General features: G+C 45.1%; 15 protein-coding genes. 4 read left to right on the top strand and 11 right to left on the bottom strand.

Going from position 1 to position 16,658, the window contains the following annotated elements; all coding sequences use genetic code 11:
- Positions 1-92: 92 nt before the first annotated feature.
- The 7 genes from hemW to MSP8886_RS00130 form a co-directional block, all read right to left on the bottom strand.
- Positions 93-1,271, bottom strand: coding sequence for a radical SAM family heme chaperone HemW (hemW, locus tag MSP8886_RS00160; RefSeq protein WP_067011515.1), 1,179 nt, complete (start codon positions 1,269-1,271; stop codon positions 93-95).
- A complete protein-coding gene (gene rdgB / locus MSP8886_RS00155) occupies positions 1,268-1,876 on the bottom strand; it encodes an RdgB/HAM1 family non-canonical purine NTP pyrophosphatase (RefSeq protein ID WP_067011513.1) in 609 nt (202 codons plus the stop codon). The genes hemW and rdgB overlap by 4 nt, the downstream gene beginning before the upstream one ends.
- A gap of 114 nt (positions 1,877-1,990) precedes the next feature.
- Positions 1,991-2,581: a methionine biosynthesis protein MetW gene (gene metW, locus MSP8886_RS00150; protein ID WP_067011511.1), complete on the bottom strand. Its 591-nt coding sequence runs from the start codon at positions 2,579-2,581 to the stop codon at positions 1,991-1,993.
- Positions 2,582-3,739 (bottom strand): homoserine O-succinyltransferase MetX, encoded by a 1,158-nt coding sequence (gene metX, locus MSP8886_RS00145; protein ID WP_067011509.1) that lies wholly within the window; start codon positions 3,737-3,739, stop codon positions 2,582-2,584.
- A 208-nt stretch (positions 3,740-3,947) separates the two neighbouring features.
- On the bottom strand, positions 3,948-5,834 hold the full coding sequence (locus tag MSP8886_RS00140; RefSeq protein ID WP_067011507.1) for a methyl-accepting chemotaxis protein: 1,887 nt from the start codon (positions 5,832-5,834) through the stop codon (positions 3,948-3,950).
- Positions 5,835-6,073: 239 nt separating this feature from the next.
- Positions 6,074-6,679, bottom strand: a complete 606-nt coding sequence (gene rsmD / locus MSP8886_RS00135; protein WP_067011505.1) for a 16S rRNA (guanine(966)-N(2))-methyltransferase RsmD — start codon at positions 6,677-6,679, stop codon at positions 6,074-6,076.
- On the bottom strand, positions 6,676-7,992 hold the full coding sequence (locus MSP8886_RS00130; RefSeq protein ID WP_067011503.1) for a peptidase M16 family protein: 1,317 nt from the start codon (positions 7,990-7,992) through the stop codon (positions 6,676-6,678). Before MSP8886_RS00130 ends, rsmD begins: the two co-directional genes overlap by 4 nt.
- A gap of 172 nt (positions 7,993-8,164) precedes the next feature.
- Between MSP8886_RS00130 and ftsY the strand changes: the two genes are divergently transcribed.
- From ftsY to rpoH, 4 genes are all read left to right on the top strand, one after another.
- A complete protein-coding gene (gene ftsY / locus MSP8886_RS00125; protein WP_067011501.1) occupies positions 8,165-9,460 on the top strand; it encodes a signal recognition particle-docking protein FtsY in 1,296 nt (431 codons plus the stop codon).
- A gap of 120 nt (positions 9,461-9,580) precedes the next feature.
- Positions 9,581-10,252 (top strand): cell division ATP-binding protein FtsE, encoded by a 672-nt coding sequence (gene ftsE, locus MSP8886_RS00120; RefSeq protein ID WP_067011499.1) that lies wholly within the window; start codon positions 9,581-9,583, stop codon positions 10,250-10,252.
- The gene (ftsX, locus tag MSP8886_RS00115) at positions 10,253-11,257 is read left to right on the top strand and encodes a permease-like cell division protein FtsX (protein WP_067011498.1); all 1,005 of its coding nucleotides are present in this window, start codon (positions 10,253-10,255) and stop codon (positions 11,255-11,257) included.
- A 131-nt stretch (positions 11,258-11,388) separates the two neighbouring features.
- Entirely contained in the window at positions 11,389-12,255 is an 867-nt protein-coding gene (gene rpoH, locus MSP8886_RS00110; RefSeq protein WP_067011495.1) for an RNA polymerase sigma factor RpoH, read from the top strand.
- Between the two features lie 83 nt (positions 12,256-12,338).
- On the opposite strand, the gene MSP8886_RS00105 is transcribed toward rpoH, so the two are convergent.
- The 4 genes from MSP8886_RS00105 to MSP8886_RS00090 all read right to left on the bottom strand — a co-directional run bounded on the left by MSP8886_RS00105 (position 12,339) and on the right by MSP8886_RS00090 (position 16,605).
- Positions 12,339-13,199: an energy transducer TonB gene (locus tag MSP8886_RS00105; RefSeq protein ID WP_067011493.1), complete on the bottom strand. Its 861-nt coding sequence runs from the start codon at positions 13,197-13,199 to the stop codon at positions 12,339-12,341.
- 6 nt (positions 13,200-13,205) lie between these two features.
- Positions 13,206-14,159 carry a glutathione synthase gene (gene gshB, locus MSP8886_RS00100; RefSeq protein WP_067011491.1) on the bottom strand — a complete coding sequence of 318 codons (954 nt, stop codon included), beginning with the start codon at positions 14,157-14,159 and terminating at the stop codon, positions 13,206-13,208.
- A gap of 305 nt (positions 14,160-14,464) precedes the next feature.
- Positions 14,465-15,073 carry an OmpA family protein gene (locus MSP8886_RS00095; RefSeq protein WP_139063057.1) on the bottom strand — a complete coding sequence of 203 codons (609 nt, stop codon included), beginning with the start codon at positions 15,071-15,073 and terminating at the stop codon, positions 14,465-14,467.
- Positions 15,064-16,605 (bottom strand): TolC family outer membrane protein, encoded by a 1,542-nt coding sequence (locus MSP8886_RS00090; RefSeq protein ID WP_067011488.1) that lies wholly within the window; start codon positions 16,603-16,605, stop codon positions 15,064-15,066. Before MSP8886_RS00090 ends, MSP8886_RS00095 begins: the two co-directional genes overlap by 10 nt.
- Positions 16,606-16,658 lie beyond the last annotated feature (53 nt).

Raw genomic sequence — 16,658 nt, 5'->3', positions numbered from 1 at the left:
ATAGATCAATTGTTTACCTACCTACTTAGCTATCGTTACTAAGACTTACATGGATTTGTTTAGATGTCAAATCAATGTAAGAAAAAGGAGTTTTAAGGTAAGAAGAGTTCGAGGAGCTCGTTGAGAAAAAGTTTGCCTTTTTCGGTGGTCTGAATACGACGTTGCTGCCAATCTTTTTCATGCAAAAAGCCTTTTTTTATGGCAGTTTCGCAGGCTTTGATCAGGCTTTCAGGGATAGATTGATCGCAATAGCGCTGATAATCCTGTAAATCGAAGGCTTCAAATAAGCGTAGGCGGTTCATCATAAATTCAAGAGGCCGGTCTTCTTGCTCAATGGCTTCCTTAATCACTAAGGCCTCTGGCAAGGTGTTCAGGTAGTGATTTGGGTGTCGAGTCTTTCGTGTACGAAATATTTCACCGTTACTTAATGTTAGCTTGCCATGAGCACCCGCTCCGATGCCCAAATAATCCCCAAAACGCCAATAATTGACATTGTGCCGCGCTTGTTGGTTAGCCTTGGCGTTTGCCGAGACTTCATATTGGCTATAACCATGCTTATCTAATTTGGCTTGCCCTGCATCCTGAATACCCCAAAGGGTATTGTCTTCAGGGAGAGTGGGCGGACGACGATAAAATTCTGTATTAGGTTCGATGGTGAGCTGATACCAAGAAAGATGCTCGGGATCTAATTGTATGGCTAACGAAAGGTCATCCATGGCCATTTCCAGACTTTGGTCAGGCAAACCGTGCATCAAATCTAGGTTGATATTATCGAACCCAGCTAGTCGAGACTTATCCACAGCTAGGATGGCTTCTTCTCGGTTGTGGATTCTTCCTAGGGTTTTCAACAGGTTTGGTTGAAAACTTTGTATGCCAATCGATAGTCGATTGATGCCGGCTTGGCGAAAGTGGCGAAACTTTTCTTGCTCAAAGGTGCCGGGGTTCGCTTCCATGGTGATTTCGGCGTTGTCTGCCCAAGAGAGTTTTTCTTTTAAGGCATCCATTAAGTGGTAGTAAAAATCTTCACTCATCAAACTGGGGGTACCGCCGCCAATAAAGGCCGTTTGAATGGTGCGTCCTGCTACATAGGGTAAATCGGCATCTAAATCGGCCAACAATTGCTTAAGGTAGGCTTTTTCCGGCAGCTTACCATCTTGCCCAAAACGATCTGCCTGATGTGAGTTAAAATCGCAATATGGGCATTTGCGTACACACCAAGGTAAGTGAATGTAGAGACTAAGTGGCGGCAAGGGGGTCGTGAGTTGGCTCATAAGTGAGTTGGCATCTCTTGAAAAGCCGTGAGTAGCTGCTTCAATGCTTTGGCTCGGTGGCTAATTTGGTTTTTAATTTCTTTCGGAAGACTTGCGGCACTGCAACCACATTCAGGTACATAGAATAAAGGATCGTAGCCAAAACCTTCTTGGCCTTCTGGAGTGGTGACAATACGTCCTTCCCATGTACCGTGGAACACTAAAGGTGTTGGGTCATCCTTATGTCTTAAATAGGCTAATACGCAGTGAAAGCGTGCTGTTCGTTCAATGTCGGGCACCCCCTCAAGCTTTTTGAGTAATAACGCATTATTGGCTTCGCTATTGCCATGATCCCCTGCAAAGCGCGCAGAATAAATGCCTGGCGCCCCCTTTAGATAATCTACTTCAATGCCAGAATCGTCTGCTAAGGCGGGTAGCCCGGTATGAACACACGCATGACGTGCTTTTAAAATAGCATTTTCGATAAAGCTTAAGCCCGTTTCATCGGCATCTTGTACGTTAAATTCGCTCTGTGGTTTTATGTCGAAACCGACAGGGCTAAGCAGGGCATTGAACTCTTTTATCTTGCCTGTGTTGTTGCTGGCTAATACGATGACTTGACTCATCATGGTGCTCCTCAGGTAGAGTGACAGTTTACGTTTCTTGACTAGTATGTTTGTCGATGTGTCTTGGATAAAAAAGGCGACCTAAGGCCGCCTTCCACCTAATGTATTGGGTCGTTAGCGGCTTACATGAAAAACGGCGGTTTCGCTAAAGATATTGGGCATGGTGCGAATCCACCAATGATCTTTTAGTTGCCCGTCCACTGCTGCCCAACGAAGAATTTTGATGCTTTTCTCTAGGCAAAGACGTTCAAAATCATGAAACGTACAAAAGTGGATGTTGGGTGTATCGTACCAATTATAGGGTAAGAAATCAGACACTGGCATTCGTCCCTTAAGGCCAAGATGGATACGGTTGCGCCAGTGACCAAAATTTGGAAAGGTAATAATACATTCTTTGCCAATGCGTAGCATTTCGTCAAGGAGTAAATCAGGGCGACGAAATTGTTGCAAGGCATGGGTCATAACGACGAGATCAAAACTTTGATCCTCAAAGTTGTGTAGGCCTTCGTCGATATTTTGCTCCAATACGGGAATCCCTTTTTCAATACAGATATTCAGGTTTTCTGGGTCAATTTCTAGGCCATAGCCGTGTACCTGTTTATTGCCGATCAGGTGTTGTAATAATTCACCAGGGCCACAGCCTAAGTCCAGTACTCGTGTATTAGGCTGAATCCATTCATCGATCATTTCTAAATCAGAACGCATCTATTTGACCTCCGTGGTTAAGCGCTTGGCGACTCGCGTCAAAAAACTACTGAGTGCATTCATGTATCGAGGAATGGGGAATAAAAATGCGTCGTGCCCCTCAGCGGCTTCGATCTTAGTATAGGAAACATGTTTACCTGCTTTGACTAAGGCATTGACAATTTCTTCGCTACGTTCTGGAGCAAAACGCCAATCCGTGGTGAAGGATACGAGTAAAAATTCGCACTGAGCTCGACTCAATACAGCGGCTAAATCGCCATTGGCTTGGGCGGCTGGGTCAAAATAGTCGAGCGCTTTTGTCATTAACATGTAGGTATTGGCATCGAAACGCTTGGTAAAGGCTTCACCTTGGTAGCGCAGATAGCTTTCTACTTCAAATTCAATGCCGTAGTTATACTGGTAAGCATCATGGCGCATTTGTCGACCAAACTTAGCTCCCATGGCATCATCGGACAAATAGGTAATGTGTCCCAGCATGCGAGCCAGCCCAAGCCCATTGGTCGGAACCGTCTCTTGATCAAGGTAGTTGCCGTCATGGAATTCGGGATCTCGGCGAATGGATTGACGCGCGACTTCGTTAAACGCAATGTTTTGTGTAGAGAGTTTAGGGGCGGACGCGATGATGGCGGCGGCTTTTAACCGATCTGGAAAACGGATGCTCCATTCTAATACCTGCATTCCACCTAAACTGCCACCCACGATAGCAGCGAAGGTGCGTATTCCCAACCGATCAGCTAAGCGGGCTTGGCTTTCCACCCAATCTTCCACCGTGACAATGGGGAAATGCGCACCCCATATCTGATTGGTCTCAGGGTTAATTGAGGTGGGGCCTGTACTGCCACAACAGCCTCCAAGGTTGTTTAAGCTCACAACAAAAAATTGGTTAGTATCGATGGCTTTGCCTGGGCCAATGGCAGAATCCCACCAACCAGGTTTTTTGTCTGACATAGTATGGTAGCCAGCAGCATGGTGATCGCCACTTAATGCATGACAGATCAAAATGGCATTAGATGCCTGTTGGTTTAGTTCGCCATACGTTTCATAAACTAATTGATAGCTGGATAAGGTTTGGCCGCAAGAAAGCGTCAGCGGAGTATCAAATTGCGCGATTTGTGGCACAACTACGCCAACGGAGTTGGCTGGAAGAGTGTCCGGCATAGGCTTTATATTTGTCCTAGTGAAATAAATCGACGTCCCGTGAAAATAGGGGGATTCATCTTATGAATAATGGAGCAACAGTCTAGCGTTTGACGCCAGCCCCATCAAGAGAGTGTGATGAAAAACCGTTTCTATGATAAGTGGTGCTGGACATTTGTCATCGAAGCGGAGTTTTTAGGTGCCTGCTGGCTTTGCTTAAAGTACGTGTTTAACTCAAAGTAAAGACCTTGGTTTTGTTGGATAATTCCACTGCAGACGTTTTAACGCTTTGCGTTTTGTCTGCGAGGGTCTCAATGGAGCCTGTATCATGGCTGAGTTGCTGAGCAATGGTATCCATCTCGGTGCTCATTTGAATCGCTGTGCTGGCGACATCTTGAATGTCTGAGGCCATTGAGTCGGCAGATTGGGAGCTGGTTAGGGCTTTGGATTCGATGGTATGAATGGCCGTTTCCGCTTTGCTACCGTTTTCCTCAATGACTTTTAAGCTGTCTTGACCGCTTGCCATGGTGGCAATGGCTCCTTGGGTAGAGGTCTGGATAATATTAACAATATCGGTGATCTTGGCGGTTGCATCCACGGTTTTTTCCGCTAGGGAACGAACTTCATCCGACACCACTGCAAAACCTCTTCCTGCTTCACCAGCACGAGCCGCTTCTATCGCCGCATTTAAGGCTAATAAGTTGGTTTGGCTCGCAAGATCGTTAATCATGCTGATAACATGATCGATATTGTTCGATAAACGTCCTAATTCGTTTAGTTGGTCGCCTGTGGAATTGACCACGTTGATGGTGCTCTTCAGGTTGTCGAGTACCATTCGTATGGTTTGCGAGCCCATTTTTGCTGATTCATAAGTTTCACTGGAATGAGTGCGTAGTGTATCTGTGGTGGTAGAAAGTTGGGTAATGCGCTTGGAAATATCGTCTGTGGCGCTGGCGAGAGATTGGGTTCTGCCATTAATGGTACGATTGCTGTTGGCTATTTCCCCGATTGTGCCACTGATGTCTGTTGCCATGTCGTTGACGGTATCAGTGGTGTTGACCACTTCTTTCAATACATGATCAAGGCCCTGCGTCATTTCATTTAAAGAGAGGCTGAGTGAATCAAACTCATCATTACGACGCTCGTTGACAACTGACTTGGCCGTCATGTCACCCGCTTTTACTTTAACTAAATCGTTCATAATGCGTTTTAATGTGTTACGAACGTTGCGGCCTATGCTCATGATCAATAATGCCACGATGAGTGGAACCACTATGCTGACTACCCATAAGCTGATGTTGGCTTGCTGCGAATGTCGCTTGGCATTTTCTTCTGCATTAAGAACAATGTTCTTAATGAGCTTGGCGGTTGCCAGTTGGCTCTTATTAAATTGGGCTTTTTGTTTAGAAAAGGCGCTATCGGCGGCATCTAGAGCAACGTATTCTTTACCGTATTGAATAACGGCATCATGATAGACCTGAGCCTCTTTGCCATAAGTGTCTTCAAAACCAAAGTTGTTAAAACGGGTATTGAGTCGCTCATAACTTGTGTTGAACTGGTCGAGATATTCTTGGGAGGGGCCGAATAAGTAGCTGGCTTCGGCTCTACGCACATTGGTGAACTCGCGGCGTAATAAGCTCAAAGATTGAATGTCTTGCGCGATTTTGCTACCCATTTGATCAATTTTACCGCGTAGGCCTGAGTTCGCATCAAAGCCAATGATATGACGTTTTTTAACAAGGTTGAGCAGGGCGTTGCTGTAGTGATTGATGTCTTTCTGCGTACTTTTTAAAATGGTTTTCAGCTCAGAAGATTGACTGCGTTCAATATTGGTTTGGATGGCCTTATTATTTTTGTCGATCTGTTGATTCAGCGTCGCGAGGTAATCTGGGTAGCGTTTATCGTCTAAGTCACGAAGTTGGTCAGCGATTTCCAACATATTGATGCTCAGAGCATCGTTTGAGTTTTGGATTTTTGACAAGATCCTTAAATGGTTGTTAGCAGCTTTTTGGGACGCTGAGCCCTGCATAGCCACAAAGGTCACAATGGCAAAACCGAAAATAACAGTGATGAGCAACAAAAGTAATTTGGTGCGAAACGTGAGGTTGCTAAGCATAGTGTCCTTCCATATAGCAATGAATCGACGGATCGCTCTTTGATTGAGCAGTGCCGTCGGTTTAGTTAAGAAACGATGCTTTGTTTATGCAAGTTTTGTGCACGCTGTGTCGATGGAAGGGCGAATACTCCCTTTTGCCTTGGTTATGGCCTCAGTTCTTCATGATCTGCTGCATGATGTCCTGAGGCTCGATAAAATCATTAAGAATGCGGTGTGTTATCGTTGATCCATTGTACTGGTTAATGGTGCTTATTGATGTCGAATAAACGGTAAACTAATTGCCCAGCGGCTTTTTCTTTCAATAGCGTCCAGTGATCGGGTAAGGGTGGAAGTGTGGCTTCTTTTTCCATTTCAATGTACACCATCGCGTGATCTGCCAGCCAGCCCTTGTCCAATAGAGGCACAATCTGCGACATCCAGTCTTTCCGGAAAGGAGGGTCTAAAAAGATCAGGTCCATCGGTATGGGAGTCGCTTCCATTAAAAAGTCTTTAGTGTTCTGCTGAATAACCTTTGCGTTCTGAGCTTTCAAGGTGTCTAGGTTGACTTGCATTTGCCGTGTCACCACCTTTGAATTGTCCACAAACAGCGTGCTTTTAGCGCCCCGTGACAGGGCTTCTAGACCTAGGGCACCAGATCCACAAAATAGGTCCGCGCATTGCGCGCCAGGGACGAAATGACTGATCCAATTAAATAAGGTTTCACGCACGCGATCTGGCGTAGGGCGCAAGCCTTCGATATCAGGAATAGGCAGCTGTCGAGAGCGCCACTCACCGGCAATAATGCGCAATTTTGCCGTGGATTTTTGGCTGGTCTTAGTGGTTGTTTTACCGGGCTTTTTGTTCATGGTGTAACCTGATTTTCTTGATAAGAGGAGGTAATAAATAGGTATTTCAGTGCTGCTTGATAGTTTTTTTGCGTGAAGGTATCAATGGCATTTTGGTAGTGTTTCGCAAAGTCTGATGGTGTCAATGCACTGTTAGGTGGCGTCACTTCGGTTGCCATTTTGATCCACCAGTCAGGTGAGTGAGACCGTTTGTTAAGCTGTTGCTGAAAAGACGTGAACAGGGGGTTAAAATGTTTGTTCTCGGTAACAGAGGGGAGTGTTTCCGTGTTAATGGCATCCTTCATATGGGCAAGAGGAAGTGTCTTAGTCTCTTGACTATGTTGTACTCGCCACCAAGCCCAAGGGAGTCGTGGTGATAGGATGAAATTGAGTTGGGCGTATTGTGTGGTGTTTTGTTTGTTAAGAGTATCGATTATATTCGCTCCCCATAATTGTAAGCTAATCCAATCTTGGACTGAGCGAAGCGGCCTGAGGGCGATGCCTTGTTGAGTCAGCCCTTGCTGCGCTTCTTCTTTGCCTAAGACATGGCTATGGGGGTTGACCTTGAATGACAGAGGAGGCAGAGAAGGCGTACGCCGAAAATGTTGGGTAATTCGATTCAAACTTGCGATAACGGCTTGCTTTGTTGCTTTGTCCATATTACCAACAAGGGTAATACGGCTAACATGCTGGGTGAGTTGGTGATAATAATCAGTGACTTGCTCTCTGGTTACCTGCTTTTTTAATTGAGCATAGCTTTTCTCTGCGGGTGTTTCAGTTGAGCGGCTGACCGGAAGAAACAGCGCTTGTTGCATTGTGAACAAAGCGGACAGATCTGGGTCATTAATACGTTGCCAGCGATAAAAAGAAAGGGCCTTAAACATGGGGTGTGTTAGCCATTGAGTCAGTATATTTAAGGTCGGTTTGAGAAAAGAGGTGGTGCTATTGGCCGTGATATACAGCGTCTGCCCTTCATGGTTATAACCACTGCTGACACTGGCGGTCAGAGGGGATAAACGTTGGTTGATGGTTGAGCTTATTAGGGGCAAGGGGTCATCAAGCATCATGGATAAGGTGGCATCGGTTAACGCTGGGTTATGATCTGGTGCATTGAAGGACAAGGCTATGTTGAGTTTATTGCTGCCTTTCCAATCGTCTTGAGTGAGCCACACAACAGGAATGCCTGAATCCGTCTGCCACGTTTCGATGGCCATTTTGGGATAAGATATGGGCTTAGGAGCAGTAGAATTGAGAGCCCAAATAGCCAAGGTGGAAAAAATCATAATACCGGCCAGTACAGGCTTACTGAAAAGAGGCTTTTGACTGTTAAACATAAGGATCCATAGTAAAGACAGACATTGGATAATTTTCCATAAACTAGAACTGCTTGCTAATCGGAATGATGATAAAATCACCGCTTCTAGGGCCAACTTATCTGGCTTCTATATGAATAATAGCACTTCACTGGTGCAAACCGCACCAGTCTACATATAAGAGATTAATTTGATGGAATTTGTTAATCAGTTCATTGCTTTTTTAACGCCGTATTTTGGGGAGTATGCTCGCTATGCTCCGATGGCAATTGGTGCCATATTGGCGATTATTGCGGTGGTCATTCGTCGCCGTGTTCTAAAACAAATGAGAGCAAGAAAACGATCTGAGCAAAAAAAGGGTACAGATACACAATCAGAAGCCGTATCCGAACCAAGCTCAGAAACACAGACACCTACAACAGCTAGTGACGAGCAGATAAGCGAAGCCCGTATAGAGTCTGCCTTGTCCTCTTCAAATGAACAGACGAGTGTGGTGGCTTCGGTTGAAGCAGAGCAAGCAATAGAGCAGCCCCCCCTTCAAGCAGAAAAAGAGGAAAAAGTCTCCACGCTTTCTTGGTCACAACGAATCAAGTCTGGGTTATCTCGTACCCGACAAGGGTTAGGCGGTGGTTTATCTTCCATTTTGGTGGGCAGTAAAAAAGTTGATGATGATCTGTTAGAAGAGCTAGAAACACAGCTATTAGTAGCGGATGTGGGGATTGATGCGACGAGGTCTCTGATTGATGGCCTAACAGAAAAACACAGTCGTAAAGAGTTAAAAGATTCGAATGCTCTATTAAACAGTTTAAAAGGCGAAATGACCGACATCCTCAGTGGTTCACAAAAGGCACTTGATCCAACCAAAAAGGATGGCCCCTTTGTTATTCTAATGGTGGGTGTGAACGGGGTTGGTAAAACCACCACCATCGGTAAGTTGACGAAAAAATATCAAGCAGAGGGTAAAAGCGTGATGCTGGCTGCTGGTGATACGTTCCGCGCTGCGGCGGTAGAACAGTTGCAAGTTTGGGGAGAACGCAATAATGTGCCTGTCGTGGCTCAACATACTGGCGCGGACTCGGCGTCGGTTATTTACGATGCCATTGAATCGGCAAAAGCCAAAGGGGTAGATGTTGTTATTGCCGATACTGCGGGCCGTTTGCAGAACAAAGCCAATTTGATGAATGAATTATCAAAAGTGGTTCGTGTGATGAAAAAATTGGATGTTGATGCGCCCCATGAAGTGATGTTGGTATTGGATGCGGGCACAGGGCAAAATGCGCTTAGTCAAGCTAAGCTCTTTACTGAAGCGGTCGGTGTCTCGGGTATTACTTTGACTAAGCTTGATGGTACGGCGAAGGGAGGGATTATCTTTGCTATTGCCAAACAGTTTGGTCTACCGATTCGCTATATCGGTGTTGGGGAGCAAGTGGATGATTTGCGCCCCTTTGTTGCTCAAGAGTTTGTTGACGCTTTGTTTGATAGTGAGTAATAGAAGAAACCGATAGCAAGAATGAATAACTTCTTTACTATGTCGCAGCGGCTCTTTTATGTGATCATCGTGTAGCGTATGCGTCCATAGTGTAACGGCGAAAAAGGAAACATTGACAGCGTGGAAATCGAATTTCAGCGAGTTGGTAAAAAGTATGACAGCGGTCAAGAAGCATTGTCGCAAGTGAGTTTTCATTTAAGACAGGGTGAAATGGCGTTTCTTACTGGCCATTCTGGTGCAGGGAAAAGTACCTTAATGAAACTCATGATGATGATTGAGCGTCAAACATCGGGCCAGATTCTTGTGGATGGGGTGGATCTTCGTATCTTGAGTCGTCGAGCCATTCCTTACCATCGTCGCCGTGTCGGTGTCGTCTTTCAAAATCACCAGTTGTTGTTTGATCGTAGCGTGTTTCACAATGTGGCGCTGCCTTTACAGGTGAGTGGCGTGGATCCTGAGCAAACCGCCAAACGGGTACGTGCGGCATTGGATAAGGTAGGGTTGTTAGGAAAAGAAAAATACAATCCGATGGCTTTATCTGGTGGTGAACAGCAACGAATTGGCATTGCCCGTGCGGTCGTCAATAAACCTCAATTACTGCTTGCAGATGAGCCAACGGGGAACCTTGACCCTAAATTATCGGCGGAAATCATGAATCTTTTCCAAGAGTTTAATAACGTTGGTGTGACGGTATTAGTGGCTAGCCATGATTTGGCGCTGGTGGCACGAATGCGTCATCGAGTGCTGACCTTAAACCAAGGGCGCATGGTGAATGATGGAGGGTTTGCTTAAATGCCACAAAAGAACTCTCGTCGTGGCGCCACTCGTCAGTCGGTTAAGGCCACTAAACACCGCTGGTCTAAACGGTCTTCGTTTAGTTTAAAACTGTATTTGCGTCAGCATCAAAGCACTTTGACTGAAAGCTTTATGCGCTTGTTGAACTACCCGTTAGCAAGCGTGATGACGGTGATGGTGATTGCTATCGCTCTGACATTACCTGGTAGTTTGTATGTACTCCTCAAGAACGTGCAATCGATTACCAGTAATTGGGATAAGCAATCGGCTATTACTCTGTATTTATTTCCGCAGGTAGACGATACCCAAGCACTGGCTTTGTCACATCGACTGTCGGCACGACCGGATGTGGCGTCGGTAGATTATATTTCGAAAGAAGAAGGCTTGAGGGATTTTGAGCGTTGGAGTGGTTATACACAGTTGCTGTCCTCCTTACAGGGTAACCCTTTGCCGATTGTGCTGAAAGTCATTCCGAAAATGGTGGTGTCTGAGCAAACGCTACCGGTATTAGAAACATTACGTAAGCAATTAGCCGCGCAGGGAGAGGTGCAAAATGCCGTGTTAGACGCCCAATGGCTGGAGCGTCTTGCCAATATCTTGAGTTTTGGGCAACGTTTGGCTTATGCGTTATCAATACTGTTGATTGTGGCGGTATTGTTGATTGTTGGTAATACTATTCGTATGGCGGTAGAAAGCCGGCGCGATGAAGTGCTGGTGATGAAGTTGGTTGGGGCCACAGACAGCTATATCCGCCGACCCTTTTTATACATGGGGTTGTGGTTTGGAATATTAGGCGGCTTTTTTGCCAGTTTGTGTATTCTCATATTAAGCTGGTGGGTAAGTGCTCCCGCTGAGCGTTTGATCGAACTGTATGGCTCGCATTTTAAACTGCAGACATTTAATGCAGATGAGATCGTTTTGTGTTTAACTATTAGTGCATTCGTTGGCATAAGCGGTGCATGGATAGCCGTTAACCGTCATATCGCCAACATCGAGCTGTAGAAAGTTGCGGAAATGTCGGCTTAAATTTATACATAAAAGTATATTTATCCACATTTTTGTCACACATAAGCAAGATTAACTTGCTAGTATCAATCTACATTAAGCATGAATCTACAGAGGTGGAAATAGAGATGGGTAAAGCTCTGCAGCCTATAGATATGATGATTCCAGGTCAGAACCTTGAGTCGTACATACAGGCAGTTAGCACAATTCCAATTTTGTCAGCCGATGAAGAAAAGGCGCTGGCGGAACGTCTTTATTATAAAGAGGATTTAGAAGCAGCCCGTACGCTGGTCATGTCTCATTTACGATTTGTTGTTCATATCGCAAAAAGTTATTCAGGCTACGGATTAGCGCAAGGTGATTTAATCCAAGAAGGCAACGTTGGCTTGATGAAAGCGGTAAAACGCTTTAATCCAGAAGTCGGTGTGCGTTTGGTTTCTTTTGCCGTACATTGGATCAAAGCTGAGATCCATGAATTTATTTTGAAAAACTGGCGTATCGTCAAAGTGGCGACGACCAAGGCTCAGCGTAAGATGTTCTTTAATCTTCGTAGTGCTAAGAAGAGTTTATCTTGGTTTAGTAACTCGGAGGTGGAGTCTGTTGCTAGCGATTTGGGGGTAACTCCAGATGTAGTTCGTCAAATGGAAGGTCGCCTGAGCTCATCTGATATGGCCTTTGATGCGTCAGCAGATGACGATGATGAAGCGGCTTACCAAGCACCATCCCAGTACTTAGAAGATCATCGTTATGATCCAGCTACCATGCTTGAAAATGGTAATTGGGAGGCGGATTCTAATCACCGTCTGGAATTGGCTATGTCTGACTTGGATGAGCGCAGCCGTAATATTTTAGTACAACGTTGGCTATCTGATGGTAAGTCGACATTACACGAATTAGCCGACGAATATGGTGTATCGGCAGAACGTATTCGTCAGTTGGAAAAAAATGCGATGAAAAAGATCCGTCAGGCGATGGGTGATGGTCAGTTTGACTGATTGTTAACTTTTAATCCTTCATTCGCATCTTAAAACCTCTTCGGAGGTTTTTTTGTGCCTGAAGAATAATATGACTGCGTAAACTAGCGACTTTGTAGTTCACCGCCTGGTAAGAACTGCCAAGTACGAATGATTTCTAGTTTATCGACCTCTTTTTTCAGGGCTTTTGGAAAAGGTTCAAATGGCTCGGCGAGGCGTACAATGCGCATGGCGGCATCATCTAAGATGCGAATGCCTGAGGAATGCAGCACTTCTATACTATCTACATAGCCATTGGGCTTGATCATCACGGCCAAACGTAATTGCCCATAGAGGTGATTGCGTTTGGCTTCCACTGGGTAATGAGTGTTCCCCACCCGTTCAATTTTTCGACGCCAATCATCTAGATATTTGGCATCGACGGCAGATTTCGCTGAGACAGATGTCAGGCGGCGAATGTGAGGTCGCTTGGCATAGGCTTGGCGTTGCCTATCTAACAAGGCTTCTAGGGTCGAAATATCGCTTGATAGATGATCAGGGATTTGTGTTTCTCCTCGGAAGCGTTCTTCAAGTGTTTTTTGTCTTTTTTCGGGCCGAGGTTTGATTTTAAAAACAGAGTTTTTGTCTTGTGTTGCGATCAGTTGCTGCTTGTTGGATGGTTTGTGGGAGGCAATCCGAGGTTGTACAGGGGGCGTCACATCTTGAATGTTATCCGATAAAAACTGAGCGGTTTCCGTGGTGGTTAACTTATGCTTGCGCAGTTCGGTGCCGCTGGCTTGTTGGTTCGCTTGGGCTATAAAGTCAGCCTCTTTGGGGGCTTTTGAGGAATGGCGAACTAAGGTCACTTCTAACGTTTTAGGTTTAATACTGGGTAATGAAAAATTAAAGCCAATAGCCACCACCAAAAGCACATGAATGCTAATGGCGATGAATAAGGCGATTAGAAATCGATCAGTAACCCGCACAATGAATCAGTTATTGGCTAGTCGTGCTTCGATTGCATCCATTAATACCATGGCGATATTAAGGTCAAACTGCGTGTCTAATTCACGGACGCAGGTTGGGCTGGTGACGTTGATTTCAGTGAGGTAATCCCCGATAACATCCAAACCGACAAATAGGAGATTTTTTTCTTTCAAGGAGGGAATGACTTGGTCACATATCCAACGATCACGATCGGTCAAGGGACGTCCTTCACCACGACCGCCTGCCGCTAAATTACCACGGGTTTCGCCTGCGGCGGGAATACGAGCAAGAGCAAAGGGAATAGGCTCACCGTTGACCACAAGAATGCGCTTATCACCTTGTTTGATCTCAGGGATAAATTTTTGTGCCATGATCTGCTCAGTGCCCATATTGGTAAGCGTTTCAATAATCACACTAACATTAGATTCATCAGGCTTGAGGCGGAAGATAGAGGAGCCGCCCATGCCATCTAACGGTTTGAAAATGACATCACCATGTTGTTTATGGAAAGCTTTGAGTAAATCGCTACGACGGGTGACGAGGACTTCTGGGCAGCATTGTGGAAATTGGGTCGCAAACAACTTTTCGTTGCAGTCACGGAGGCTTTTAGGGTCATTGACCACCATTGCGCCGTCACGTTCAGCTTGTTCTAAAACCATCGTACTATAAACGAACTCGCTATCGAATGGTGGGTCTTTGCGCATTAAGATGACATCCAGCTCACCAAGAGCCATTTTGGTTTCTTCCCCTAGCTCATAAAAATGCTGAGGGTCTTTATATATTTGTAATGGTCGGATCATGGCAAAGGCTTTGCCATTTTCTAGAAATAAGTCTTTTTGCTCCATGTAAATTAGGTCCCAGCCTTTATCTGCTGCGGCCCAGAGCATGGCCAAGGACGTATCTTTTTTGTAGTTAATGGATGAGATGGGATCCATTACAATGCCAAGTTTGATGGTCATATTGTTTTCCTAGTGCGATCTCGCGAAGGTAAAGCGTGTGTGAATCAATATAAAGATGATGCTATAGAATATAAGGGCACTGAGAAGAAAAAACACCCTTAAATAAGAAGATAAATCGGAATACATGATTCGTCCTTATAAACACTTGGCTTACTATATCGCTCGAAACGATATATTGGAGCCGGTGCCTGCCTTTGTCTCTATGTTGCCTAGTCGCATTGGCTTGCGCTCCAGAAAAAGCTTTTTGATCGATATTATTAAGGTGTTACCTGTAGAGCCTTTAAAACGAAGTTTTGTAGAGTCCCTTACTGTATACTTTTATCAACACTATAAATATTCCATCTGGATTCGGTTTCCGTTTTATCCGCAGTGACATCGGCGATGACTCGGCGGTTTTTAGCTCTTCCTTCAGGGGTATCATTTGGCGCAATAGGGTCGGCTTCACCATAGCCTTTGGCAGTGACTCTGTCCTTACTAATTTTAAAGACATTAATCAGGACATTGGCAATGGCGGAGGCGCGTTCCTCAGAGAGGGTTAGATTGTTTTGTGCTTGCCCATTGCTATCTGTGTAACCTTTGATTAACACGTGGCTTTTGGGGTGTTTATTAAGAAAATCAGCAAGGCGTTTAATTTGTTGATAAAAACGAGGTTCAACATCGTATTTACCAGAAGCAAATAAGACCTTTAGATCCAGCTTTAATAGGGAGGTAGTGACAATAGGGCAACCATTATTATCGACCTTGGCGCCAACGGGAGTATTAGGGCACAGGTCGCGTTGGTTGATGACACCATCATGATCATCATCGTTGAGTGTCTGAGGGTTAAAGCGATTTCCATACAAAGGATCGCCATAGGCAATGGATCCTATGCCTATGGCGATAATACATATTAACCTTAAAAAAATTACTGCCAAGCGTCACTTTCTCCGCCAGAGTCTATGAATAGTGAGTCATCGGAACTCTTTTTCTTTGGGGTGGATGACGTGTTTTGGTCATCTACCTGTGTATTATTGTCACTTTGGGTTGTAGAAGTAAGTCCTGCTTTTGTCTGGGTTGCTGTCTTTTCAGCCTGTTGTAGCTGCTGTATTGGTGTGGCGCCAGTTCGCTCTTTCTGGTCCTTCTTAAAATTATCCGAGAAGCCCAGTACATCGGGGCGATAAATCCTGAAGGCTTTTAGTAATTCGCCTTTCGCATTAAAGAGACGGAACTCTGAATACAGTTCATCGTAATCTGTATTCACATAGTCCTGACGTGCTTGAAATAACTCATTTTCACTATCTAACACATCAAGCAAGGTCCGTCGTCCCAAGCGAAACTGCTTTGCATATGCCACTTGAGACTGTTTAGTTGCGATAACATATTCTCTGAGGTAGCCCTTTTGTTCCTTGGTGGATTGAAACGACGACCAAGCTAAGCGTACGGTTTGCTCTGTCTCGCGAATTGTATTGCGACGAATTTCAGACGCTTGGACATTTTGTTGTACGGCCGCTTCTTTTTTGCGCTGGTTACTGCCGCCATTATATAGATTGTACTTCAAGCGTATCATAGCTTGAAGGTCTGCGTCAGGGCCAGGGGTGCCATCTATGTTGTTGTTCCATTTACGTTCTAGCGTAAAATTGATGCTTGGGTAATTGGCCCCGTTAACGGACTTAATATAGCTTTCCGTGGCATCGACATCCCATTTAGAGCCGATGATTGCCGGATTTTGCTTTAGTGATTGGCTAATGGCTTGTTGTAAGGTCTTTGGTAATAGGGTGCGATCAGGAATCGGGTAGATCAGGTTTTTAGGTGGAAGTTTTCCCACCACCTTTAGATAATTCGTTTCGGCGTCAGAGAGGTTATTTAACGCTGCGGATCGATTGGCTCTGGCTTTTGCTAAGCGGGCAGTAATTTGGCTTAAATCCGATTCACGACCAATTCCTGAGTCGGTTTTTAATTTGATTTGCTTGTAAATGCGTTTGTGCGTGGCTAAGTTTTGGTCGGCCAGCTTTAACAGCTCGCGATAGCGTAGGACATCAGTGTAGGCTTTTGACACTTTCAGTGCGGTGTCTTCCACTTTGATGAGAGCCTGCCAGCGGTCTGATTGCGCTTCGCTACTTAGGCGTTTTACGTCGTAGGTAGTAGAAAAGCCATCAAAGATTGGTTGAGTGAGTGTGAGGGCAGTTTCTCGACGAGTCAGACTGATGTCGCTATTACGCGTATTGTCTGCATAGGATGTTTGGCGTCCAATGCCTGCGTCTAGATCAATGCTGGGATAAAACCCCGTTCGATCAGCCTGCTCTGCGTTTTGTATATCTTCTCGATATTTAGCCAGTGCCTGACGTACAGTGGGGCTATTTTCAATGGCTTGGTAGGTTGCCTCTTCCAAGGTAATAGCAGATACCTGCATTGAAAATAAAAAAGCACTAAGGTACGTGACTTTGAGCATGAGGTTACGAACAAACATGAATGTGTTCCTTTAAGACTTATATTATCCTACGCATTAATTTCGCTAGAGTA

Origin of the sequence: Marinomonas spartinae, assembly GCF_900089775.1 — a bacterium.
Lineage (GTDB): Bacteria > Pseudomonadota > Gammaproteobacteria > Pseudomonadales > Marinomonadaceae > Marinomonas > Marinomonas spartinae.
Note: the sequence above shows the minus strand (reverse complement) of the source record. Positions and strands in the feature narration are given on the sequence as shown.